Source organism: Sutterella sp., from assembly GCF_030539355.1.
In the GTDB taxonomy this organism is placed as follows: domain Bacteria; phylum Pseudomonadota; class Gammaproteobacteria; order Burkholderiales; family Burkholderiaceae_F; genus Sutterella.
Window position 1 is genome coordinate 1 of sequence record NZ_JAUNSF010000023.1, and the last position, 23,632, is coordinate 23,632.

At 63.1% G+C, this 23,632-nt stretch carries 15 protein-coding genes; 10 read left to right on the forward strand and 5 right to left on the reverse strand.

Features of this window, described 5'->3' with window-relative positions:
* Nucleotides 1-236: 236 nt before the first annotated feature.
* From Q4F91_RS05580 to thiS, 3 genes are all read right to left on the reverse strand, one after another.
* The gene (locus Q4F91_RS05580; protein ID WP_303335441.1) at nt 237-2,654 is read right to left on the reverse strand and encodes an autotransporter outer membrane beta-barrel domain-containing protein; all 2,418 of its coding nucleotides are present in this window, start codon (nt 2,652-2,654) and stop codon (nt 237-239) included.
* Between the two features lie 417 nt (nt 2,655-3,071).
* Nucleotides 3,072-3,896, reverse strand: a complete 825-nt coding sequence (locus Q4F91_RS05585) for a HesA/MoeB/ThiF family protein (protein WP_303335444.1) — start codon at nt 3,894-3,896, stop codon at nt 3,072-3,074.
* Nucleotides 3,897-3,898: 2 nt separating this feature from the next.
* A complete protein-coding gene (thiS, locus tag Q4F91_RS05590; protein ID WP_303335447.1) occupies nt 3,899-4,105 on the reverse strand; it encodes a sulfur carrier protein ThiS in 207 nt (68 codons plus the stop codon).
* Nucleotides 4,106-4,390: 285 nt separating this feature from the next.
* On the opposite strand from thiS, the gene Q4F91_RS05595 reads away from it, so the two are divergent.
* The 5 genes from Q4F91_RS05595 to leuE (Q4F91_RS05615) all read left to right on the forward strand — a co-directional run bounded on the left by Q4F91_RS05595 (nt 4,391) and on the right by leuE (Q4F91_RS05615) (nt 11,213).
* Complete coding sequence (locus Q4F91_RS05595) at nt 4,391-5,041, forward strand: TetR/AcrR family transcriptional regulator (RefSeq protein ID WP_303335449.1); 651 nt, start codon at nt 4,391-4,393, stop codon at nt 5,039-5,041.
* A 75-nt stretch (nt 5,042-5,116) separates the two neighbouring features.
* Nucleotides 5,117-6,211 (forward strand): efflux RND transporter periplasmic adaptor subunit, encoded by a 1,095-nt coding sequence (locus Q4F91_RS05600; protein ID WP_303335451.1) that lies wholly within the window; start codon nt 5,117-5,119, stop codon nt 6,209-6,211.
* A gap of 17 nt (nt 6,212-6,228) precedes the next feature.
* Nucleotides 6,229-9,537 carry an efflux RND transporter permease subunit gene (locus tag Q4F91_RS05605; RefSeq protein ID WP_303335453.1) on the forward strand — a complete coding sequence of 1,103 codons (3,309 nt, stop codon included), beginning with the start codon at nt 6,229-6,231 and terminating at the stop codon, nt 9,535-9,537.
* A gap of 175 nt (nt 9,538-9,712) precedes the next feature.
* Nucleotides 9,713-10,366, forward strand: coding sequence for a leucine efflux protein LeuE (leuE, locus tag Q4F91_RS05610; protein WP_303335456.1), 654 nt, complete (start codon nt 9,713-9,715; stop codon nt 10,364-10,366).
* A gap of 157 nt (nt 10,367-10,523) precedes the next feature.
* Entirely contained in the window at nt 10,524-11,213 is a 690-nt protein-coding gene (gene leuE / locus Q4F91_RS05615) for a leucine efflux protein LeuE (protein WP_303335459.1), read from the forward strand.
* A gap of 501 nt (nt 11,214-11,714) precedes the next feature.
* Here the strand turns inward: leuE (Q4F91_RS05615) and Q4F91_RS05620 are convergent.
* Complete coding sequence (locus Q4F91_RS05620) at nt 11,715-13,325, reverse strand: fumarate hydratase (protein ID WP_303335461.1); 1,611 nt, start codon at nt 13,323-13,325, stop codon at nt 11,715-11,717.
* 421 nt (nt 13,326-13,746) lie between these two features.
* On the opposite strand from Q4F91_RS05620, the gene Q4F91_RS05625 reads away from it, so the two are divergent.
* From Q4F91_RS05625 to Q4F91_RS05635, 3 genes are all read left to right on the forward strand, one after another.
* Nucleotides 13,747-14,514 (forward strand): transporter substrate-binding domain-containing protein, encoded by a 768-nt coding sequence (locus tag Q4F91_RS05625; protein WP_303335464.1) that lies wholly within the window; start codon nt 13,747-13,749, stop codon nt 14,512-14,514.
* A gap of 308 nt (nt 14,515-14,822) precedes the next feature.
* Nucleotides 14,823-16,364 (forward strand): glutathione ABC transporter substrate-binding protein GsiB, encoded by a 1,542-nt coding sequence (gsiB, locus tag Q4F91_RS05630; protein WP_303335467.1) that lies wholly within the window; start codon nt 14,823-14,825, stop codon nt 16,362-16,364.
* 1,242 nt (nt 16,365-17,606) lie between these two features.
* On the forward strand, nt 17,607-19,673 hold the full coding sequence (locus Q4F91_RS05635) for a TonB-dependent receptor (RefSeq protein ID WP_303335471.1): 2,067 nt from the start codon (nt 17,607-17,609) through the stop codon (nt 19,671-19,673).
* 164 nt (nt 19,674-19,837) lie between these two features.
* On the opposite strand, the gene Q4F91_RS05640 is transcribed toward Q4F91_RS05635, so the two are convergent.
* Nucleotides 19,838-21,007 (reverse strand): MalY/PatB family protein, encoded by a 1,170-nt coding sequence (locus Q4F91_RS05640; RefSeq protein ID WP_303335476.1) that lies wholly within the window; start codon nt 21,005-21,007, stop codon nt 19,838-19,840.
* Between the two features lie 661 nt (nt 21,008-21,668).
* Between Q4F91_RS05640 and glyA the strand changes: the two genes are divergently transcribed.
* A complete protein-coding gene (gene glyA / locus Q4F91_RS05645; protein WP_303335479.1) occupies nt 21,669-22,931 on the forward strand; it encodes a serine hydroxymethyltransferase in 1,263 nt (420 codons plus the stop codon).
* Between the two features lie 205 nt (nt 22,932-23,136).
* Nucleotides 23,137-23,632 (forward strand): hypothetical protein (locus Q4F91_RS05650; RefSeq protein WP_303335482.1); only part of this gene is annotated, 496 nt, incomplete at its 3' end.

Consider the following 23,632-nt stretch of genomic DNA (forward strand, 5'->3'; position numbering starts at 1 on the left):
TTTCCGGCGGCTACCCTGAGGTGTCGCCGGTGAACGAAGTTCATCAGAAAAAGACAGCGTAAAAGGAGCTCTGCGGCTCTGTAAGCCCTTTCGCGGCAAGGAGGGAAAAGTGAAGTCGTTCAGCTTCAACTGCTCCATAAACGGAGATTATGACATTCTCAGGACTTCTGTCCAAAAAAAATGAGGCCGGAGTGGTGTCCCGGCCTCATTTTCATGACACGACGGTCAGATTTTCATCAGAAAGTCATGCGCGCGCCGACGGTCCAGCGCCATTTTTCCTGGACGTCCCCGCCGCTCGTGCGCTCGAGATCCACGAAGACATTGGAGTTCGGCGTGATGCGGAAGTTGCCGCCGATGCCGTACTCAACCCAGGTGCCTCCGATGTCGTCACGGATGGTGCGGGAAGTGCCGTTGGTCGCGGTCGTCTCCAGCTCACCCTCGAAGTCGTGGACGACGGAGAAGCGGGCGTACAGGTTGCCGCGCTGCTCGGGGAAGTTGAAGCCCGCGCGGGCACCGAGACGTCCGATCAGTGAGTCATAGTCCTCCTGGGAGATCCTCGTGCCGTTCGTTGTCGTGAAGTCGTCGCCGACGACGCGGCCGTAGATCACCTCGATCTGGGGCTCGACGAAGGCGAGTTCGGTGAGCGAGAACTTGTGACCGGCCTCGGCCGAGAAGCTCCAGGCGTTGTTGTCGTAGGAGCCGCTCATCACGCCCGAGGTGAAGTCCGCCTCGAGACGCGAGTAACGGGCAGTGATGTCGAGGTACGAGCCGTTCTCGTGCTGCCAGATGCCGTAGCCCGTGAAGGTGTAGGACTTGTTGTCACCCGTCAGGGAGGACGAGTCGACCGAGCCGTCGGTATAGCTGAAGGCGCCGCCGACGGTCCAGGCGTTCACGGCGACATCGGCGCCGATCTGAATCGTGGTGTTCTTGTTGGTGCGGCCGTTGTAACCGTGCTCGGTGCCGTAGACGCGCGCCCAGGCGCCGACCGAGCCCTCAAGGTCGCGGATCTCGCCCATGCGCTTCTGCAGGTTGTTGAGCTCGTGACGCCAAGAGAAGACCGAGAGCGTGCTCGCGGTGCCGTAGCCGGCGAGCTTCTGGTTGGCCGTCGCGGTGACGGTGCCGTCTTCGGCGACGGTCCATGCGTCGCTCACGGCGCCTTCCTCGCCGCTCTTCGTGTAGTTCCCGGTGAGGCCTTCGGCAGACGCAGCAAGCGCAGCCGCGGCTTCGGCGGCCGTCGCGTAGCTGTCGTTCTGAGCGGCCGAGAGGGTGACGCTGAGAGCGTCGGCGGAGGCGGTGGCGTTCGTTGCGGCGGAGATGACGCCGGCGTCAGCGGTGTTGACGAGAATCGTGCCGCCCTCGCCCGTGAGGGTCGCGGCCGTGAGCTTGGCGCCGTCATTCAGGGTAACGACCGACGAGCCGCCGATCGTGGCCGAGGCGACCTCGACGGCGGAGTTGACCGCGACCTTGACGCTGTCGGCGGTGCTCAGATTGCCGTCCGTGCCTTCCCAGCTGTTGACGGTCCAGGAGCCGGAGTCCTTGAAGTTGACCGTGGCGCCGTTCGAGACACTGTACTTGCCCGAGGAGGCGGTCATGTCGCCCGAGCCGCCGAGGTTGACGGTGGAAGTGCCGTTGGCCTGGGAAGCGTTGATCGTGCCTGTGATGCTGCCGGAGGTGTTGACGGTCAGGTCCAGAGTGTTCACGTTGGCGGAAGTGGTGCTGGAGGACCTTCCGTTGTCAACGACATTGATGTCGCCGGTGATGGCGAGCGTGTCCGCGGTGATCGAGACGACAGTGGTGCGCTCGTAGTTGCTGTACCCCGAGCCGGCGCTGCCGAGATTCACGTCACCCGTCATGGTGAGCGTTTCGGCCTTGACATTGAGCGCGAGCGTCTTGTCCGCGGTGGACATCGTGCCGTACGAGCCGCAGATGTTGCCGTCAATCGTGAGGTTCTTCGCGTCAACGTTGACGGTGCCCCAGCCGCCCGAGCCGATCACGCCGCCATACACATAGGAGGAGCCGTCGAGAATCACGGTGTCGGCATAGAGGTTGATCTCGCCGCCCTCGTTGGCCTGAAGAATCGCGACGCCGTAGTCGCCCTTGCCCCAGCCCGTGTGGGCCTCGAAGTAGCTCACGCGGCGGTCTGCGGAACCGATGTTGGCCACGGAGCCCGCGCCTTCGCGGACATGTACAAATTCGTCACCAGTGTAGGAGACGATCCTGTCCGCGTAGATCTGAAGCGAATTGCCGGTGCCGGCGAGGCGGAAGCCGCGGTCGCCGCCGGTTTCATCCGAGGATTCACGGGTGCCGACGAGGAGCGTGCCCACGTCGATGGTGAGGGAGCTGTTCCCCGCAAGGTACGCGGCGTTGTAGTAGTAGCCGGGGGTGCTGTTCGGATCGCCGGTGGCTGCGTTCTGGGCTGCGAACTCAAGGGTATCGGCCGTGATCGAACCTGTCGCGCCCTGCATGTAGAGCGCGGCATGCCATTTTGTGCTGCCGGTGATCAGTTCCGTCGGTGCCGCAAAGGTCACCGTTTCACCGGGATAGCTGAGCTCCTGGGCCGAAGTCCAGTTCTGATTTGCGATCGTCTGATCAGCGGACGCAGCGCTCGCCCACGCCATGGCGACGGCGACCGCAACCGCAGACGCCTTGTTCAAGACATTTCCTTGCATAGGAACCTCCCAAGGATCCTGAAAATGGATTGAGGAAAGATGACCGGCCGTGATGCAGGGCGAACGCTTGGTCACGAGCATCCGCCGTCAGTCACGGTCAGAGGGTCCGCATGCTCCGTCATGGGGCACGGGAAGTGTCATTATAAGAGGGAAGCCGGACTGAAAGCGACGATAACCGTCGTAATTGTCAACATTGTAATGTTGCTGGTAACTTGTTGTTATTCAAGTAAAACTAAATGTGCGATTCCTGGACGCTAATGCCGATGAGGGAGGGATATGACGTCGATCGGATGTGATAGAAGGCCTGTATACAGATCTTTGTCACATGAGCGCGAACAAAAGCAACGCCGCCCCTCGGGTTGAGAGACGGCGTTTCGCTCGTGACCGGTTCCGGAGAATCTGTCAGATCATCGGATAGAAGAATTCCTCGGCGACTCTGGGATCGAAATCCTCGATCGGCTCGGAGATCCGCGGATGCGCACCGCAGAGATCGCAGTCGTCGCGCTGGGGCGGGAGCTTCACGGTGCGGATGTTCATCGAGAGGGCGTCAATCTGGAGCATGCGGCCGACGAGCGGCTCGCCGATGCCGAGAAGAACCTTGATCGCCTCGGCTGCCTGGACCGATCCGGCGATGCCGGCGAGCGCGCCGAGCACTCCCACCTCGGACGGGCGGGAAACGGCTCCGGGAGCGGGAGGAGCGCGGAAGATGCAGCGCAGGCAGGGACCGCGCCCGGGCATCCAGGTCATCACCTGTCCGCGGAAGCGCATGATGCCGGCGTGGCTGAAGGGCTTCCCGGCGATGACGCAGGCGTCGTTGACAAGAAACTTGGCCGTGAAGCTGTCCGTGGCCTCGATCACGAAGTCGTAGGCGGCGATGAGCTCGTTGACGTTCTCCGCGGTCACGAACTCGGCGTGGCGGTTCACCTTCACGTCGGGGTTGATCGAGCGGATCGTCTGCTCGGCCGAGTCGGCCTTGGGCCGCCCGATCGAGCGCGTCGTGTGGATGATCTGACGCTGCAGGTTCGAGACGTCCACGATGTCCGCGTCAGCGATGCCGATCGTGCCGACGCCGGCGGTGGCGAGGTACATCGAGGCGGGGGCGCCCAGGCCGCCCGCGCCGATCACGAGGACGCTCGAGTCAAGGAGCTTTCTCTGGCCGCGCGGGCCGATCTCGTGGAGCAGGATGTTCCTCGAGTAGCGGTCAAGCTGAGCATTGGTGAACGGCATCTTCAGGCACCTCCGCCCATGAAGTAGAGGAACTCGACGCGGTCTCCCTCATGGAGCTCGAACGTCTCGAGATCCTTGCCGTCGACGAAGACGTCGTTCACGGCGACGGTGACGTAGTCGGGATTCTCGACCCTCGCGAGACGGATCAGACGCACAAGCGTCATGTCGTTCGGAACCTCGCGTCGTTCGCCCGAAACCGTTATCTGCATTGAAGGGGACCTCTGGGAAGTTGAGCGCCGCTCCGGGCCCGTGCGGGCGTCAGGCGGCTTCTGGTGGGGATCACGCTTGAAAGCATAGCAACATGCGGCAGGGGCGGCCACAGCGCCCGGGCCGGCGGAGCCTCCTTCATTCGCGCGGTCCGCGCGATCCGGAGCTGTCTCTTTCAGACAGACGCCCCGGGCGCGTGCTATATTTCTCCTAACTAACCGGTCGGTAAATATAAATTCAAACACCCGACCGGTCTTTGTTGTAAAGACGAAATTCTTTGATTATCAATGAGCAAGGATAGGAAGAAGAGTGAAGGGAAGCCCCCGGAGTCCCCGGCGGAAGAGAACCGCCGGGACTCGAGGGAGGCGATCCTCGACGCCGCGGAGGCCCGGTTCGCGAACTCGGGCATCGACGGCGTCGCGATGCGCGAGATTGCCGAGGACGTCGGCATCACGAAGGCCGCCCTCTATTACCACTTCACGAGCAAGGACGAACTGTGGTTCGCCGTCTGCGAGCGTCTCTCCGCGGACCGCATGGACCGGCTGAGAGCCGCCGCGGCGGAATGCCCGGACGCCGTCGCGCGCCTGAGGTGCGTGATCAGTCACCTCGTGGATGCCTTTTTCGAGAACCATCACCTCTCGCTCATCATCCACCGGATGCTGCTCGACCCCGACGAGGAGCGGGCGAGACGGGTAGCTCTCATTGCATGGAAGGACACCTTTGAGATTCTCTACGGGCTCGCCAACGAGCTCGGCATCCGCGGCAACCGCCAGCACTGGGTGACGATCGTCGCCGGGATGTTCCTCGTGCCCTTTGAGGCGCGCGGGCTGCTCGCGTCCTTCCCCGGAGCCGGGGACGGGCCCTTCACGCCCGAGACACTGAAGGAAAGCATCTTTGCGGTGCTGCTCCCGGGCGGGAAGCCCGCAGGGGCGGTCTGAGAGGAAACACGGATTTTTCGGCAAGGAGTGAACGGGGAGCTTCCGAAGCGCTCCGTCAGTCAGGGATAAATGGATATGTCGAAGCAGAATTTGAAGAGAAACTTTCCCGTGAGCGGTCTCTGCGCGGCCCTCTGCGCGGCCGTGCTCGCCGCCGGCTGCACCGAGAAGACCGAGGCGCCCGTCATCGTCGAGGCCGCGCCCGTCAGTGTGGCGGCCGTGAGCGCCGGAACAGGATTCCCGGTGGAGATCCAGGCGGCGGGCTCCGTCGTCGCGGACCTGCGCGTCGAGGCGGCGAGCCGTCTCGCGGCCTATATCCGCGACGTGCCGCACCGCGAGGGCGACCGCGTGAAGAAGGGCGACGTTGTGGCGCGCCTCGACCCGAAGGACGTTGATGCGGCCGTGAGGACCGCCTCGGCGAAGGTCGAGGTCGCGAAGGCGGCGCTGCGCGACGCCGAGCTCGATCAGTCGAAGTATTCGGCTCTATATAAAGAGGGGCTCGTCTCGAACAACGACTGGCGCAAGGTGACGCTGAAGCGCGACTCCGCGAAGAGCGACCTCGAGCAGGCCCGTGCGGCCCTTGCCAACGCGGAGGGCGAGCGCGTCTACGTGACCGTGACCGCCCCGGCGGACGGCACGATCGTCAGGGTCGCGCGCCGCGAGGGCGACATGGCCGTCCCCGGCATGCCGATCGTCGTGATCGACAGCGATGCGGATCCGCGCTTTGAGTTCGAGGTCTCGCAGAAGGCCCGCGCCTCGGTCCGCCCGGGCGTCGTCGCGAACGTCCTCGTTGACGGGTTCGAGAAGCCCTTCACGGGCGAGGTGGAGCGCGTCACCGAGTCGGCCGACCGCATCTCGCGCAGCTGGCTCGCGCGCGTGAAGTTCCCGGCCGAGGTCTCGGCCGAGCTCCGTCCCGGCATGTACGGCCGTGTGCTCATCCACGGCGAGGGCGAGACGAGCCGCGCCTGGGTGCCTCTTGAGGCGCTCACGAACCGCGGCGGCCTCGACGGCGTCTTCGTGATCAGCGACGGACGCGCCCGCTTCCAGTGGCTGAGAATCGGCGAGAAGCGCGACGGCCGCGCCGAGGTCCTCGCCGGCGTGAAGGGTGACGAGCGGCTCGTCAGGAACCCCACGGAGTTCCTCGTCGACGGCGCCCGCGTGCGTGAGGAATAAGGAAGGAGCGAAAGAAGATGCCTGACATCAATCCTTCCCATACGATCACCGGCCGCATGGCGGCGGCCTTCATCGACAGCAAGCTCACCGTCGTGCTGATGCTCGCCGCTCTGATCTTCGGCATCTGGGCCGTGATGACGACGCCGCGCGAGGAGAACCCGCAGATCTCCATGCCCGCGGCGGCCGTGATCGCGGCGCTGCCGGGTGCCGAGCCCGCCGAGGTCGAGGCGAAACTCGTGCGGCCGCTCGAGGCCATCATCAACCAGATTCCGGGCGTTGACCACGTGTGGTCAACGGCCCAGGACTCGGGCGCCATGGTGATGGTGCAGTTCAAGGTGGGCGAGGACAAGGAGGTCTCGCTCGTCAAGCTCGGCGACCGAGTGGTCTCCGGCATACCGGCGCTGCCGAAGGAGGCCGTCGGTCCCTGGATCAAGAGCGCCGACGTGGACGACGTGCCGATCCTCGCCGTGTCGCTCGTCTCGGACAAGTACGGCGACTACGGCCTGAAGCGCATCGCGCAGTCCGTGCTCGACGACCTGCTCGGACTCGACAGCATCTCGACCGTCGACATCTACGGCGGCCGCGACCGCGAGCTCGTCGTGACCGCGGACCCGGCGAAGCTCACCGGGTACGGCGTCTCCTTCACGCAGCTGCGGATCGCGCTCGCCGCGACAAACGTCGCGGGGCCCTTGGGCAAGGTGGTCGAGGACGGGCACGAGACCTCGGTGAGGCTCTTTGACTTCGTGAAGAGCGCCGAGGATCTGAAGAACCTCGTCATCGCCGCGTCCCCTGACGGCCGCACGGTGCATCTCGGCGACGTGGCCGAGGTGACGGACGGTCCGGACCCGCATCGCGATCACTCGAGCCGCTTCGGCTACGGCGCCTCGATGTCGAAGTACAACGGCGCCAATGAAATTGAGAGCGTCACGCTCGCCATCGCCAAGCGCAAGGCCTCGAACGCAGTGACGGTCGCCGACGATGCGATCGCGCGCATCGAGCGCATGAAGGGCGTCGTCATTCCCGCCGACGTCGATGTGATCATCACGCGCAATGACGGCGAGAAGGCGAACGACGCCGTCAACACCCTGATCGAGCACCTCGGCATCGCCATTCTCTCGGTCGTGGCCGTGACGGTCGCCTTCCTCGGCTGGAGAGCCGCGACCATCGTCGCGATCACGGTGCCGCTCATTCTCGCGATCACGCTCGGCTGCGTCGGACTCGCGGGCTTCACGATCAACCGACTCACGCTCTACGCGCTCATCATCGCGCTCGGCCTCCTCGTCGACGACTCGATCGTGGTGATCGAGAACATCGTGCGCCACTACGGCCTCGCGCCGCTCACCGGCCGCGCTGACAAGTTGCACCGCTCGGTCGAGGCACCGGGCGAGATCGGAAGCGCCACGCTGCTGGCGACAATCGCCGTGATGGTGGTCTTCGCCTCGCTCATCCCGGCGCTCACCGGCATGCCGAAGCAGTACTTCTACCCGATCGGCTTCACCGTCCCGGTGGCGCTCGCGGCGAGCTTCATCATCGCCTACACGGTGGCGCCCTGGGCGGCGCTCCGGTGGCTGCCGGCTCCGAAGCCGAAGCCCCATGAGGCGAAGACGGAGAACTCGGTTCCGGGCGGCTGGTTCGGACGCTTCTATTCGATTCCCGCCTCAAAGCTCCTCGGTTATCCGAACCGTGAGAGGATCTTCATCCTCGCGCTTCTCGTGATCATCACCGCGGCCTTCGCGATGCCCTTCTGGCAGCTCGTGAGGCCCGAGGGCCCGGGCGGCCCGACGCCGGCGCTCGGCATTCAGATGGGGTTCCTGCCGAAGGACAACAAGAACACCTTCAACGTGACGATCGAGATGCCCGCGGGCACGCCCGTCGAGGTCACCGACCGCGCGGTGCGTGACGTGGCCGAGCTCGTCTCGAAGATTCCCGAGGTGAAGAACTGGCAGAGCTGGTCGGGTCTCGCGGGCGTGCCGGACTTCAACTCCATGATGCGCATGAACCCGAGCTCGGGCGCCTCGATCGGTGCGGTGCGCGTCAACTTCACGGACAAGAAGACCCGCGAGCGCTCGACGATCGACATCGCGCGCGAGCTCCGTGAGGCGATCGTTCCGCTCTCCGCGAAGTGGCCGGGCAGCACCATCCAGGTGCTCGAGGACCCGCCGGGACCGCCCTTGAAGGGCACGGTCTACGCCGAGCTTTACGCGAAGGACCCGGAACTCCTGCGCTGGCTCTCCGACCGCGTGAAGGAGGAGTTCTGGAAGACCTACGACATGGCTGAGGTGCTCACGACCGAGAAGGCGGACACCGAGGAGTGGCGGCTCTCGATCGACCGCGAGAAGGCGCTCCGCTCGGGCGTGCTGCCGGCCGTCGCCGCCGCCGAGCTCAAGGCGCTCACGGACGGCACCGTGATCGGCTGGGCGCACGCCGAGGGCGAGCGCACGGGTCAGGCGATTCGCGTCCAGGTCCCGCGTTCCGCGCAGTTCGATCCGACCTTCCTCTCCGGGATAACCGTGAAGAGCTTCCTCAGCAAGGAGGTGCCGCTTGCCGCCATCGTCAAGGCCGAGCGCACGAACGCCGCCCGTCCGATCTCGAAGAAGGACGGCGTGCGGATGGCCGCCGTGGGCGGCGAACTCGGTCACACGACGCCGACCTATGCGGTGCTTGACCTCGAACGGAGGCTCTCGGGCCTTGAGCTCCCGGGCGGCGGAACGCTGAAGACCGGCAACCTCACCTGGGACGACGAGAGGCCCGACCTCACGGCCCACCGCGCCGTGCTCCTCTGGCAGGGCGAGATGCGCATGATGCTCGACAGCTACCGCGACCTCGCGAAGTCGCTCGTGATCTCGATCGGCGGCATCTTCCTCATTCTCGTCGCCTACTACCGCTCGTTTGCACTCGCTTCGATCGCGCTCGCCGCGGTGCCGCTCTGCTTCATCGGCATCTTCCCCGGGCACTGGCTGATGGGCGTGCAGTTCTCCGCCTCGTCGCTGATCGGCGTGACGGCGCTCTCGGGCGTGGTGACGCGCTCGTCGCTCCTCATCATCGACTTCGTGATCGACTACCTGAAGGCGGGGCTCCCGCTCAAGGATGCGCTCATTGACGCGGGCGCCGTGCGTCTGCGCCCGATCATGCTCACGACGCTCGCGATCATCCTGGGCAGCGTGATTTTGATCACGGACCCGGTGTTCGGCGGACTCGCGATCACGTTCATCTTCGGCACGGGTGTCTCGACCGTCTTCACGCTCTTCCTCGTGCCGGTGCTTCTCAACTACTACTTCGAGAAGTACCCGTACAAACCGGAGGAAGAGGAGGCGAAGGAGGCCTGAGTCACTGACGGCAACTGAAACGTGAAAGCCCGCGGCGGAGCAACGGATTCCGCCGCGGGCTTTCGCTTTGAGAACCCGTTCCGTACGTGCAAGAGAACGATAGGATTGTGTGAATCCGGGCCAGGATAATCATGATGGGAAATCCCGCAGTTCAGAGGCTCCCGGAGGACCGCCCATGCTCGAACAGTTCGGAATCATCGATCCCTGGCTCTACGCAGCGGGAGCGCTCCTCATCGTGCTCGCTCCCGGTCCGAGCATGGTCTTTGTCTTGAAGACCAGCCTCACCGAGGGGCGGGCGAGGGGCTTCGCCGGCATGGCCGGCGTCATGACGGGCGACTCGGTCTTCATGTTCCTCTCATGGGCGGGGCTCGCTGCGGTGATCGAGGCGCATCCCGCGTTCTTCGACGTGATCCGCGTCGCGGGCGGGCTCTATCTCGCCTGGATAGGCGCGAAGGAACTCATGACGCTCCTGCCCGGGCGGGCGACCGCCGGGAAGAAAGAGGGGGAGGGCAGTCCCTCGGGAAGCGCCTGGCGGGCCTACCGCGCGGCGCTCCTCATCACGCTCACGAACCCCAAGTCGATCCTCTTCTTCGTTGCCTTCTTCATCCAGTTCATCGACGTGACCTACGCGCATACGTGGATCTCGTACCTCATCCTCGCCCTCATCCTGCAGGTCTTCAGCGCCGCGGTGCTCTCCATCGTGATCACGCTCGGCGCGGACTGCCTCAGGGTGCTCGGGGCGTGGCCGCTCGCGGCGAAGGCCGGAAGCCTCGCGCTCGGCGGGCTCTTTCTCTGGTTCGGCCTGAGGCTCGTCGCGGACGCGCTCTGAGAAAAGAAATTCCGGGATGCCGAATCCTTCCGAATCATGTAGATGATTTCCACTTTCCGAAAGGATTTCACTGGGCTATACTCTCCGCCCACTAGTCCCTTCTACCTAATTATTTCGGTGCGCAGGCGCTTCAACAAAGTGCATGCGTCGGAAAGAAATGCTTGAGCAGTTCGGCATCATCAATCCCTGGATCTACACGCTCGGCGCGCTGATGATCGTTCTCGCGCCCGGACCCAACACGCTCTTCGTCCTCAAGACGAGCCTCAAGGACGGACGTCGCGCCGCCGCGGCCGCCATGGGCGCCGTGATGCTCGGCGACTCGATCCTCATCTTCCTCGCGTACCTCGGCATCGCCGCGGTCGTGAAGGCGCATCCGATGGTGTTTGACTGCGTGAAGATCGCGGGCGGCCTCTACCTCGCCTGGCTCGGCAGCAAGGTGATCTGGCAGACCTTCCTCGCCAAGCGCTTCGGGAAGGCCAAGAAGGAGGCGGGCACGCCGATCACGGCGCATGCCGCCGCTGAGGCGCAGCCGCAGAAGGGCAGCGCGCTCAAGGCCTTCCGCACCGCGCTCATTCTCTCGCTCACGAACCCGAAGGCGATCCTCTTCTATGTCTCCTTCTTCGTGCAGTTCATCGACGAGTCCTACGCGCACACGGGTCTCTCGTACCTGATCCTCGCCCTCATCCTGCAGACCTTCAGCTTCCTCTGGATCTCGGGCCTCATCACGGTTGGCGCGGACTGCCTGAAGCTCCTCGCCCGCAGCCCCGGCGTCGCGAAGCTCGGCAACACCGCCATCGGCAGCATGTTCCTCTTCTTCGCCTCCAAGCTGATGATGGACGCGATGTAAGTTAATTGCCTCCCCGGGAGGGAAGCGTGATCTTCTCTCCCGAACCGAATTCGATTGAGAATCGAACCTTTCGCATTCTCCGGCCCGTCGCTTCAGAAGCACGGGCCATTTTTTTGACTGTGCGCCGGCTGATCCCGGGCTCCGGGCGGTAAGCGGTCCGCTGATCGACGGTATTCCCGGCGTCATCGCAGGCGGACGAGGAGCAAGTCGGAGCCGGGGCTCTCCGCGGAAGCCGCGGAGGCATGTCTCAGTGCTCCCGGTCCACGGGGACGGGGTTCCTGCGGGGAGTGCATTCTGAAACGGCTCTTCAGGTGCCCGTGGCTGCCCCGGGGCGGCATCGGTTCAGCCCGAAGCACCGGGCGATGGGGCCTCCGGGCGGCGCTTACTGCGGCACCAAAAGAAATCGCCCGGACCATTTTCATGATCCGGGCGATCAAGTTCACCTGCTTGTCTGCCGCCGGTCAAATCGGGGGAGGCCGGCGGGCACTGGCATGCAAGAGATTACTTGCAGGCGAGCTTGATGGGCTTGAGCTGCTTGAAGAAGTCGTTGCCCTTGTCGTCGACGAGGATGAAGGCCGGGAAGTTCTCGACTTCGATCTTGTAGACGGCTTCCATGCCGAGCTCGGGGTACTCGATGCACTCGATGCTCTTGATGGCGTCGGACGAGAGGACGGCAGCGACGCCGCCGATCGTGCCGAGGTAGAAGCCACCGTACTTCTTGCAGGCGTCGGTGACCTGCTGGGTACGGTTGCCCTTGGCGATCATGATCAGCGAGCCGCCGGCGGCCTGGAACGGATCAACGTACGGATCCATACGCTGAGCGGTCGTCGGGCCCATCGAGCCGCAGGCGAAGCCTTCCGGCGTCTTGGCGGGACCTGCGTAGAGAACCGGGTGGTTCTTGATGTAGTCAGGCAGGCCTTCACCGCGGTCAAGGCGCTCCTTGAGCTTGGCGTGGGCGATGTCGCGGGCGACGATGATCGTGCCGGTGAGCTCGAGGCGGGTCGAGACCGGGTACTTCGTCAGGTCGGCGAGGACTTCCTTGGTCGGACGGTTGAGGTTGATGCGGACCGAGCCACCCTCGCCCGGACGGCGGAGTTCCTCAGGGATCAGACGGCCGGGATTGTCGTCGAGCTTCTCGATGAACACGCCGTCCTTGGTGATCTTGGCCTTGATGTTGCGGTCGGCCGAGCAGGAGACGCCCATGCCGATCGGGCAGGAGGCGCCGTGACGCGGCAGACGGATCACGCGGATGTCGTGGGCCATGTACTTGCCGCCGAACTGGGCGCCGAGGCCGATCGACCAGGCTTCCTGGAGGAGCTGCTTCTCGAGCTCGACGTCGCGGAAGGCGCGGCCGGTCTCATCGCCGGTGGTCGGCAGGTTGTCGTAGTACTTGCAGGAGGCGAGCTTCACCGTGAGCATCGTGCGCTCGGCGGAGGTGCCGCCGATGACGAAGGCGATGTGGTACGGCGGGCAGGCGGCCGTGCCGAGGGTCTTCATCTTCTCGATGAGGTACGGCACGAGCTTGGCGGGATTGAGGACGGCCTTGGTCTCCTGATAGAGGTAGGACTTGTTGGCCGAGCCGCCGCCCTTGACGACGCAGAGGAACTTGTACTCCATGCCCTCGGCGGCCTCGATGTCGATCTGGGCCGGGAGGTTGCACTTCGTGTTGACCTCGTCGTACATGTTGAGCGGAGCGTTCTGCGAATAGCGCAGGGCGTTCTCGGTGTAGGTCTTGTAGACGCCCTTGCTGAGGGCCTCCTCATCCTCGAAGCCCGTCCAGACCTGCTGGCCCTTGACGCCGTGAATGATGGCCGTGCCGGTGTCCTGGCAGTACGGGAGGACGCCCTTGGCGGCGGTCTCACCGTTGCGGAGGAACGTGAGGGCGACGTACTTGTCGTTCTCAGAGGCTTCCGGGTCGCTCAGGATCTTGGCGACCTGCTCGTTGTGCGAGCGGCGGAGCATGAAGTTCACGTCGGTGAACGCGCGGTTGGCAAGAGCGGTAAGAGCCTCCGGCGCGACCTTGAGGATCGGGTGCCCCTCGAACTCGCTCACGGACACGCCTTCCTTGGTCAGAAGGTAGTACTCGGTGTCGTCCTCACCGAGCTGGAACATGGGTGCATATTTGAATGCGGGAGCTTGTGCCATGGTTTTGCTATCTCTTTTCTCTTTTTCAGGGTCTGAGCCAGGGGTGGGTCCCCCGGTCTGCCGCAGAGGTTTAGGGCGCATGAGTCTCCGGGACGAGACCGCGCCCTTACTGCTGTCCGAATTATCTACCTAAAAATGAGTTGAGAGCAACCCCTAATATCCCCGCACTTGACGGGGGCGGGATCGGGCTGCGGGAGCTTACAAATACCCCGGGGCATTAGGGTAAACACTGAGGGTGAAATCCCCGATTCCTTTGTTTTTAGAGAAATCCGATGCGTTTTTCTCCCCGACGGGGATGCGCGGAGGGCACTTATTTGGCATGCTGAGATGACGGGTAGAGCTTCCACACTATCCGTTCTCAGAACTAACCCTAAGGGAGTAATTGCAAATGAATCTTATTCGCACCGCCGTGGTCTGCGCCCTGGCCTCCGTCGCCGCCGTCTCGTTCGCCGGCGACCGCCTCGACGCCATCCAGAAGTCGGGCGTGATCCGCGTGGGTACGCCGGCTGACTACCGTCCGTTCTCGATGGACGAGGCCGGCAAGATCCAGGGCCATGACGCGGAGCTCATTGAGGCGATGGCGGCCGCGGCCGGCTGGAAGGTCGAGTACGTCAAGACCCCGTGGAAGGAGATCGAGGCCGGCGTCAAGGGCAACCGCTTCGACATCGCCGTGGGCGGCATCACGCAGACGCTCGCCCGCACGACGTGGGGGCAGTTCCTCCCCGGCTACGCGCCCTTCGGCAAGGTCGCGCTCGTGCGCAAGTCCGAGCTCGCCAAGTACAAGAGCGTTGACGACCTCAACCAGCCCTCGGTGCGCGTGATCAAGAACCCGGGCGGCACGAACGAGCAGTTCGTCCTCAAGAACCTCACGAAGGCCCAGGTCTCGACCCACGAGAAGAACTACGAGATCCCGGGCCTCATCGCCGAGGGCAAGGGCGACGTGATGATCACCGAGACGGCCGAGGCGAAGCTCTACGCGAAGAAGGACAGCCGCCTTGCGGCCGCCTTCATCGACCACCCGCTCACGCCGGTCAACGAGATGGGCTTCCTCATGCCGACCGACGACGCCGACTTCACCCGCACGATGGGCTACCTCTGGCACCTGATGGAGATCCGCGGCGAGCTCTCCCGCATCGAGGCCAAGTGGTTCGAATAAGCGTCTGACCGCAGAGCGGCTCTGACACTTGCCGAACGGGAAGTTCCTTCCGGGCATCCGACGCCCGCGGGGAGCTTCCCGTTTTTTCATTCTGACCGGCGGCATGAACTCAATCGGCAGTTCTTTGCGGCAGCACCGCCGATCCTAGTCAGAACAACCGATTGGCGGGACGGGGCGCCGCCTATATGCTTTCCCCGCCCCAGGACGGAATGCCCCCGCCGGATCCCTCGGACGGTCCCGGCCCCAGTCTCCCGACGGCATGAAGTCACCGACGCACACTGATCTCTGCACATATATAAAGAAGCACCATGCGATTCTCCGTCACGCTCCTCACGGCCGCCCTCGGCCTCACGCTCGCCGCCGCCGCCGCGCCCGCCGCCGCCCGCGGCATCACCGTCGCCGTCGGCTCCTCCTTCACGACGCTCGATCCCTATCAGGCGACCGACAGCCTCTCGCGCAACGCGGTGAAGTCCTTCTACGAGGGCCTCTATGCCTTTGACAAGGACCTGAAGCCCCAGCCCCAGCTCGCCACGGGCTACGAGGTTTCCGCCGACGGCCTCACCTACACCTTCAAGCTCCGCCAGGGCGTGAAGTTCCATGACGGCACGGAGTTCGAGGCCGAGGCGGTGAAGATGAACTTCGACCGCGTGCTCAACCCCGACAACCACCTCTCGCGCTACACCCTCTACCGCTTCATCGACCGCGTCGAGGTCGTGGACCGCTACACCGTGCGCTTCACGCTGAAGACCCCGATGTCCTCCTTCATCCAGCGTCTCTCGAACGGCACGGCCGCGATGATCTGCCCGAGCACGCTCAAGAAGTACGACGGCCGCGGCATCGCCTTCAACCCCTGCGGCACCGGCCCCTACACGATGGGCGAGTACAACCCGAGCGAGAAGCTCGTGGCGGTGAAGAACCCGAACTACCGCGTGAAGGGGCTGCCCAAGCTCGACTCCATCACCTGGCTCCCCGTGGCTGAAAACGCCACCCGCGCCGCGATGGTCCGCACGGGCGAGGCGGCCTTCATTCACCCGATGCCCGTCGAGCAGGTCAAGGACATGCAGAAGGACGAGAACGTGAACATCATCATCGTGCCCTCGATCATGATGCGCTACCTCTCGATCAACTCGATCCACAAGCCCTTCGACGACGTCCGCGTCCGTCAGGCGATCAACCTCGCGATCAACCGCGAGGCGCTCTGCAAGGTCGCCTACTCCGGGTTCGCCCAGCCCGCGACCGGCGTGATCCCGCCGCAGATACCGGGCGCCGCCTCCTTCGGCGTGCCCGCCTACAACCCGAAGAAGGCCCGCGAGCTCCTTGCAGAGGCGGGCTATCCCAACGGCTTCACGACCAAGCTCTGGTCGGGCTACAACAACTCCACGGCGAGCAAGGCGATCCAGTTCATCGCGCAGCAGCTCGCGCAGGTCGGCATCAAGACCGAGACGCGCGTGCTCGAGGCCGGCCAGCGCGTCTCGCTCATCGAGTCGAACAAGGTTCCCTCCGAGTCCCCGAACCGCCTCTACTACATCGGCTGGTCGAACTCCACGGTCGACCCGGACTGGGGTCTGCGTCCGCTCTTCGACTCCCGCGAGATGCCGCCGAAGCTCTCGAACGAGGGCTACTACACCAACAAGAAGGTTGACGAGCTCCTCGACAAGGCCATCGCCGAAGTGGACGAGAAGACGCGCAACAACTACTACCGCGAGGCGCAGAAGTACATCTGGGAGGAGGTGCCCGCCGCCTTCCTCGTCTACGAGGACAACACCGCCGCCGCGAGCAAGCACCTGAAGAACTTCCATCCGCTCGCCGACACGGGCTTCGAGTTCTACCAGGCCGAGTGGGTGGACTGATCACCCGGTCCGATGACCCTCCCGCGGGCGGCGTGATCCGCCCGCGAGGAAAACCCTCCGACGATGCCGACGCCTTTCTCCGTGCGCCGGCATTTTTTCCGCCCGGAATTTGCGGGAGGCACCTCACGGCGGTGGAAAGGCGATGGACTGAGAATCTTTCTCAAGACGCAGGAAGCCCCTGTCTCCGTCTCCTCGGGATGTTCCTCCCGGGGACGGAGGCGCTCCCGAGGGGGTCTCTGTAAAGATCGCTTTACAGAGAAATGAGGGTGCTGTGGATATCGTCAGGCAGTTGCGCACATGGCTGAAAAATCCGCCGATCGGCCAGAAACCCCTGCGGCAGAGGGGATTCGGGGAGGCTGGGTTTGCGTTGTCCACAGGTTTTGTGGATAACTCTGATCGGGGCGGCGGCGCCGGCATGATTCGGTGGCAGAAGGACCTTCCGTCTCATTGCCGGAGGAACGCCAGGCTTTTGAGTCAGGATTTCAGGACGTGATTATGCGGACTGAGCCCGACATAATCGGTCACACGGTTCCGGAGATAGTGTCAATGTACTGTAAACGCTGTAAATATCCGGGTACGGGGATGTCAGGGAGGGGCGATGCGAAGCCTGTTGTCACGGCAGAGAGACGGCACTCAGCTTCGTTGAATGCTCGGGTATGAAATATTTTCAGTTAATTTTTAAATTAATTTGTTGTTATTGATTCAACGTTGCTAAAGGATGCGTGAATCAAATCTGTCTGTATATGATTGATAAAACGGCTGCTGCAGAAGGAAGGAAAGGGAAGTATATCCGGAGCAATTCGCTGGTTAGCCGGCTAATTGTGGTAACCGGAGTCCCGCCTTCCCCTCTCGCACAAGCTAGTTACATCTTGTTACACTGCTCGGGTAGCACTTTACCAACACTTTACGGGTAAAAGGAATGGTGTTGATTGACATGGAAATTTTTGGTTTGACGAAGTAAATGTCAGATCCGGCCTAAGGGAGGGCTGAAAAGGTGAAATTCCGCGCGCTCATGCGGAACTGCGGGTTGTGGAGAGCAATGTAAAGAACAGCGTAATGCTTTACTGCATGAGAAGCGTTTGCATTTCGCTTCACTAACATTTCTCACCATTCAGGGCGTGTTCCCGACCCGGTCCGTACCCGAAGAACCGGGCGGGAGCCCATCGAAGAACTGAACCCCGGCGGACAGCCGAAATCGAGCGAGTCCCGGGCAGATTTCCATCCCAATTTTCCCAGATCAACATGCAGCAGAAGAAAGCACTGGTTCTCCTCCCGCTCTCTCTCGCCGTGGCGACCGCGTTCGCTGCGGATGACGGCTATACGACGCTTGACACGACCGTCGTCTCGGCCACTGGCTACGAGCAGGACACCCGCGAGGCCCCGGCCTCCGTCACCGTCATCACCTCGAAAGAACTGATGACGAAGCCGATTACCGACATCGCCACCGCCGTGAGCGACGTCCCGGGCGTTGACATCACCTCGACCAAGATGGGCACGTCCCAGATCTACATCCGCGGCTTCGACTCGAACTACACGCTGCTGATGGTTGACGGCCGACGCCAGAATGCGGATGGTGCGATGAACAGCCTCAACGGCTTCGAGGCCGGCGGCATCTTCATGCCGCCTCCCGGTGCGATTGACAGAATCGAAGTTGTTCGTGGCCCGGCTTCTACGATCTACGGCTCGGACGGCATCGGCGGCGCGGTCAACATCATCATGAAGAAGCACGTGGACAAGTTCACGGGCACGCTTTCGATCGAGCGCACGCAGTTCGACGACATTGACTGGGGCAACCGCTGGGGCGCGGGCGCCTATCTCGGCATTCCGCTCGTTGAGGACACCGCCTCGCTCATGCTGCGTGCTCGTTACATGAACCGCCATGCCTCGAATCTCCGCGCTCCTGACGGCAGTTACGCATCGCATGCTACTGGCGCGGGTTACTCCGGCAATATCGGCGGCCGCCTGACGGTCTCGCCCAACACGAACAACGACGTTTACCTTGATCTTGACTACACGCACTTCAAGGGCGGCACCATGTCCACTAGCCGCGAGGGGTATCAGGCCTCCCGTTGGTTTGACAAGTATGCGGCGGTGATCGGCCATGAAGGCCGTTATGACATCGGCGAACTGTCGAGCTACTTCCAGATCCAGGGTCTGAACATGACCCGTCTGAAAACCGGCCCTGCAGTAAATGATGTTCCTGCTGGCTATGCCTCCAGTGCTAATCAGGATCGTCACAGTTCCTTCAATGATCCGATCATGGAGTCGCGTCATTACGTCGCTGCGACGAAGCTGAAGACCCCGCTCAAGTTCGGTGACTACGGCGATGCGATTCTGCAGACTGGCCTGGATTTCGACTACGCGACCTTCAAGAGCTTCTACAACGAGAATGCCGAAACCTACGGCAAGAAGCTTGATCACACGCAGATTGCTGCCTTCGGCGAGGCCGAGTACTTTATCAATGAGGAGTGGATCGCCACGGTCGGTGCTCGCCTGCACTGGTCAGATGTTTTCGACTGGCATGTTGCTCCTCGTGCATACCTTGTGTGGAAGCCTTCTGAGGGCTTCAGCGTGAAGGGCGGCGTTGCGAACGGCTACCGCGTTCCGCAAATTCAGCAGCTCACGAATGGCGTTTACAGCTTCCAGTCAGGGCGCAATCCTCAACACACCTATGGCAATCCGGATCTGAAGCCTGAGGAAAGCTGGAACTACGAGCTTTCGACGACCTTCCACATTGCTCAGGCTGCCTCGGTCACAGCGAGTGTTTTCTATACGGATTTCAGGAACCAGCTTGACAAGGTCTACATCAATTACGCCGGCAGCGGCAGGAATCAGACGTACGATGCGATGGACATCAACAACGGCGAGGTCGAGGCCAAGGGCGTCGAGCTTCTCGTGAACACCGCAAAGTTCTACGGCTTCTCCGGCAAGCTCGGCTGGACCTATACGCATGCTGAGATCAAGGGCGGTGAAAGTGACGGTCTCCGTCCGAACGCCATGCCGCGTCATTCGATCACCGCGCGCATTGACTGGGACCACAACGATTGGAACGCCTACATCAAGTCTGTCACGAAGCTCGATAGCCGCGACGAGGAACTTCAGACCGGATACACCTCGGTGTCAAAGTACAAGAACTACACCACGGTTGACCTCGGTGTGAACTACACGTTCATGAAGCAGCACCACTTTGCGGTCGCGCTCAACAACATCTTCGATGAAGGTCTTGAGTTCAACGCGGACGGCGATCTGCTCTACCGTGATTGGATCGACGGCCGCAACCTGTGGCTGAGCTACTCCTATACGTTCTAAGAGGAGGCCGTAAAGAGATTCTGAGAATTTGACTGAGAGTTTCGGGCCCGGTGCATATCCGTAGATGCACCGGCCCGGTTTCTTTTCAGAATTCCGAAATGAACGACGCCGGCCCTCCTTCTCGGAAAGACCGGCGTCAGGCTGATCAGGTCAGAAAGCGGTGATCAGCGGCCCTGGAGGGCGTTGACGGCGCGCTCGACGCGCTCGAGCGCCTCGGTGACGATCGAGCGCGGACAGGCGAGGTTCATGCGCATGTGGCCCTTGCCGCCGGGGCCGAAGCTCTCGCCCGGGTTGAAGGCGACCTTCGCCTCCTCGAGGAAGAAGCGCGTGAGCTCGGCCTGCGTCTTGAAGCCGAGCTTCGAGCAGTCAAGCCACATCAGGTACGTGGCCTCGGGCATGTAGGCAGAGATCGCCGGGATGCGGGTGCGGATGAAGTCGACCGCGTACTCGAGGTTCGCGCGGACGTACTTGCGGACCTGCTCGCCGTAGTCGTCGCACTCGGTCCAGGCCGTCGCGAGCGCGACCTGCGCGAAGCAGCAGCGGTCGGGCTGGCTCGCCTCGAGCTCGGCGCGGACGCGGGCATTGAGGGCCGGGTTCTTGCTCATCATCACCGCGGCGCGCAGGCCCGCGGTGTTGAAGGTCTTCGAGGGGCTCGTGCCCAGGACCGTGATGCTCTCGGCCGCCTCGGAGAGGGTGGGGAGCGTCGTGTGGGTGCCGGAGAAGACAAAGCCCGAGTGAACCTCGTCGGAGAGGATCACCACGTTGTGGCGGCAGCAGATCGAGACCATGCGCTCGAGCTCCTCGCGCGAGAACACACGGCCCGTCGGATTGTGGGGGCTGCAGAGCAGGAAGAGCGAGCACTCCGGGTCGGAGGCGCGCTTCTCAAAGTCCGCGAAATCGATTTCGTACCGGCCGTTGACGAGCTTCAGCGGGTTCATCGAGGCGATGCGGCCGTTGGCCTTGGTGAGCTGCGTGAAGGGCGGGTAGATCGGCACCTGCATGAGCACCTTGCCGCCCGGCTTCGTGAAGGCGCGGATCGCGACCGCGAGGCCGAAGCTCATCGAGGGGCAGTACTGCACCTCGTTCGGGGTGAGTTCAAAACCGTACTGACGGGCGCACCAATCAACGGTCGCGCGCTCGACGATGCCGGCGTGAGCGTTGGGGTAGCCGTAGACGCCCACCTCGGCGATGCGGCGCACGGCCTCCACCACGGGAGCGGGCGTCTCGAAGTCACTGTCGGCAACCCAGAGCGGGAGCACGTCCTTCGGGTAGGCCGACCACTTGGCGGTATCGGTGCCGGATCGGTCAATGACTCGGTCAAAATCGTAGTTCATCAGCTCCTCTAATCCTTTGATGCTGAAGAAAAAAATCTCCTTCGGGAACTCCCTCCGGCCTGGTGTTTCATCGGATGCGCGCCCCATGCCCCGGAACGGTGCGCCGGGCGCTTTTCTCAGGTTGCAAAGAGTACCGCAAACCGAGAGGGCGGCGAGCACTTCTTTTGCGTTATCCGCGCACCAGGGGCGATCGGGTTTGACCGCAGGGGACCGGGACACGGAGAGCCCCCTTGCTCACTCACGGAATTACTGCCGGATCATCGATGTTCCCTGCACGCGAAGCGCCAGAATAGATCGAACCATTCCACAGTTTAACTTACTGGTGCGTCTGTATACGACAGATAATGATCGGCACTGGTTTGGTGAGAAATGACTGCATTACTTCAGCTGACGAAACAGTTCCTGAAATCATAGAAAAATCATCATGTAATTTGATGGATCGAAAAACTCTGCGCAAAAAGAGCGGATCACGTGGAAACGGTATTTGCCTGCGGTCGGGAAACCCGCGGGCAGAGTAAATTTCATACTGCGCTCATTTCTCTTCGACGACTGCCGCCGGAGCGGAAAGGAAAACAGGGCACTGCTGTTCAGGACTGGAACAGAAGCGCATATTTCCCTCCCTGTTGGAATTCTTGATGGCGCTGTCAACCAAGGAAAATCAATGATTGAGTACAGTCAGACATGTTCAGTCACCGACCCCGAGATCTGGCACTTCGTCGAACAGGAGATGGAGCGCCAGGAGCGGCACATCGAGCTCATCGCGAGCGAGAACTACGTCTCGGCCGCGGTGATGAACGCCCAGGGCAGCCAGCTGACGAACAAGCTCACCGAGGGTCTTCCGGGCCGCCGCTACTACGGCGGGTGCGACTACATCGACGAGATCGAGAGAATTGCGATTCGCCGCGCGCAGCAGGTCTTCTGCGAGCCCGCCGGCGTAGAGATGGCCGTCAACGTGCAGCCGCACTCCGGCGCCCAGGCCAACCAGGCCGTCATGATGGGCTTCCTCGAGAACGGCGACAGCTACCTCGGCATGAGCCTCGCCGACGGCGGTCACCTCTCACACGGCATGAAGATCAACTTCTCGGGCCGCTTCTTCAACCCGATTCCCTACGGCCTCAAGGACGACGAGACGATCGACTACGACGAGGTCGAGCGCCTCGCCCGCGAACACAGGCCGAAGCTCATCATCGCCGGTGCCTCCGCGTATTCGCTCAGGATGGACTTCAAGCGCTTCGCCGACATCGCGCACTCCGTGGGGGCGCTCCTCATGGTCGACATGGCCCACTACGCGGGCTTGATCGCCGCGGGCGTCTATCCGACCCCGTTCGGCCACGCCGACATCGTCACGACGACCACGCACAAGAGCCTGCGCGGCCCGCGCGGCGGCCTCATCTTCGCGAGGCCCGAGCTCGAGAAGAAGATGAACTCGGGCATGTTCCCGGGCATCCAGGGCGCTCCGCTCGTGCATGTCATGTGCGCGAAGGCCGTGGCCTTGGGCGAGGCCCTCAGGCCCGAGTTCAAGGCCTACGGTGAGCAGGTGGCGAGGAACGCCGCCGCGATGTGCGACCAGCTCCAGAAGCGCGGCGTGCGCATCGTCTCGGGCGGCACCGAGAGCCACATGATGCTGCTTGACTGCCGCTCGAAGGGCATGACGGGCAAGGCCGCGGAGACGCTCCTGAGCCGTGCGCACATCACGGCCAACAAGAACGCCATCCACAACGATCCGGAGAAGCCCTCGATCGGATCGGGGCTGCGCTTCGGCACGCCGGCGGTCACGACCCGGGGCTTTCGCGAGGAGGAGTGCCGCATGACGGCCGACTTCGTCGTGGACCTCCTCGAGCACCCGGACGACGAGGCCGTGATCGAGCGCGTTCGCAATGACGTGGACGCCCTCACGGCGCGCTTTCCCGTCTATCACCGCTGACCGTCGACAGTCCCCGGGTCCCGTCCGGCCGCAAAGGTCCGGCCGAGGGAGCCCGGGAAAAACGTAAAGCCGCAGTCAGCGCGTGTCTTTGCGCTGCCCCGCGTCGTCTCCGCGGGCCACAGAGCAATTCCTCGGCGCTATTCTTGCGGCCCGTCCGCAGTCGTCCGCACCCGTCTTCCCGTCATCTCAGCCTCAAACCCCAAGCATGGCTACCTGGAGTTCCCTCAGACACGCCGCCCGGGCAGTGAAGGACAACGCCCTCGCGCTCTTCGGCTGGCTCGCCGTTCTCGCCGTCAGCCTCCTCGTCTACGACGCGATGCTCGTCACGTCGCTCGACAGGAATCTATGGACGAACCGCGAGGCATCGGCGCGCGTGGCCGTGGAGACGCTGCGAGCGGACATTGCGCTCGGCGTCCGGTACGGCAAGCGCCTCGAGACCTATTCGGGACTCGAGCGGCTCATGGACCGCACTGCGGACCGCGCGAAGATACCGCTCGCCGTTCTGGGCGCGCACGGTCAGGTGCTGCTTGCCCGCGAGGGCTTCCCCGAGTACGCCTGGGGCAGCAGAACGGTGAAGAGGAACGGCTCCGAGGAGGTGCTCCGCGAGGATGACGCCGGCCGCACGCTGATGGTGTCCGTCCCGGGCGCGGACGGCCGCGCCGCGGGCTGGGTCGCCGCGCGCATCGACCGCGCTCCCATTG

Bases quoted from the DNA above. Each gene is read 5' to 3' on its own strand.
- gsiB (WP_303335467.1), top strand. From the start codon at position 14,823: ATGCGATTCTCCGTCACGCTCCTCACGGCCGCCCTCGGCCTCACGCTC.
- Q4F91_RS05635 (WP_303335471.1), top strand. From the start codon at position 17,607: ATGCAGCAGAAGAAAGCACTGGTTCTCCTCCCGCTCTCTCTCGCCGTG.
- Q4F91_RS05620 (WP_303335461.1), bottom strand. From the start codon at position 13,325: ATGTTCCAGCTCGGTGAGGACGACACCGAGTACTACCTTCTGACCAAG.
- Q4F91_RS05585 (WP_303335444.1), bottom strand. From the start codon at position 3,896: ATGCCGTTCACCAATGCTCAGCTTGACCGCTACTCGAGGAACATCCTG.
- Q4F91_RS05640 (WP_303335476.1), bottom strand. From the start codon at position 21,007: ATGAACTACGATTTTGACCGAGTCATTGACCGATCCGGCACCGATACC.
- leuE (WP_303335459.1), top strand. From the start codon at position 10,524: ATGCTTGAGCAGTTCGGCATCATCAATCCCTGGATCTACACGCTCGGC.
- leuE (WP_303335456.1), top strand. From the start codon at position 9,713: ATGCTCGAACAGTTCGGAATCATCGATCCCTGGCTCTACGCAGCGGGA.
- Q4F91_RS05595 (WP_303335449.1), top strand. From the start codon at position 4,391: ATGAGCAAGGATAGGAAGAAGAGTGAAGGGAAGCCCCCGGAGTCCCCG.
- thiS (WP_303335447.1), bottom strand. From the start codon at position 4,105: ATGCAGATAACGGTTTCGGGCGAACGACGCGAGGTTCCGAACGACATG.
- Q4F91_RS05600 (WP_303335451.1), top strand. From the start codon at position 5,117: ATGTCGAAGCAGAATTTGAAGAGAAACTTTCCCGTGAGCGGTCTCTGC.
- glyA (WP_303335479.1), top strand. From the start codon at position 21,669: ATGATTGAGTACAGTCAGACATGTTCAGTCACCGACCCCGAGATCTGG.
- Q4F91_RS05625 (WP_303335464.1), top strand. From the start codon at position 13,747: ATGAATCTTATTCGCACCGCCGTGGTCTGCGCCCTGGCCTCCGTCGCC.
- Q4F91_RS05605 (WP_303335453.1), top strand. From the start codon at position 6,229: ATGCCTGACATCAATCCTTCCCATACGATCACCGGCCGCATGGCGGCG.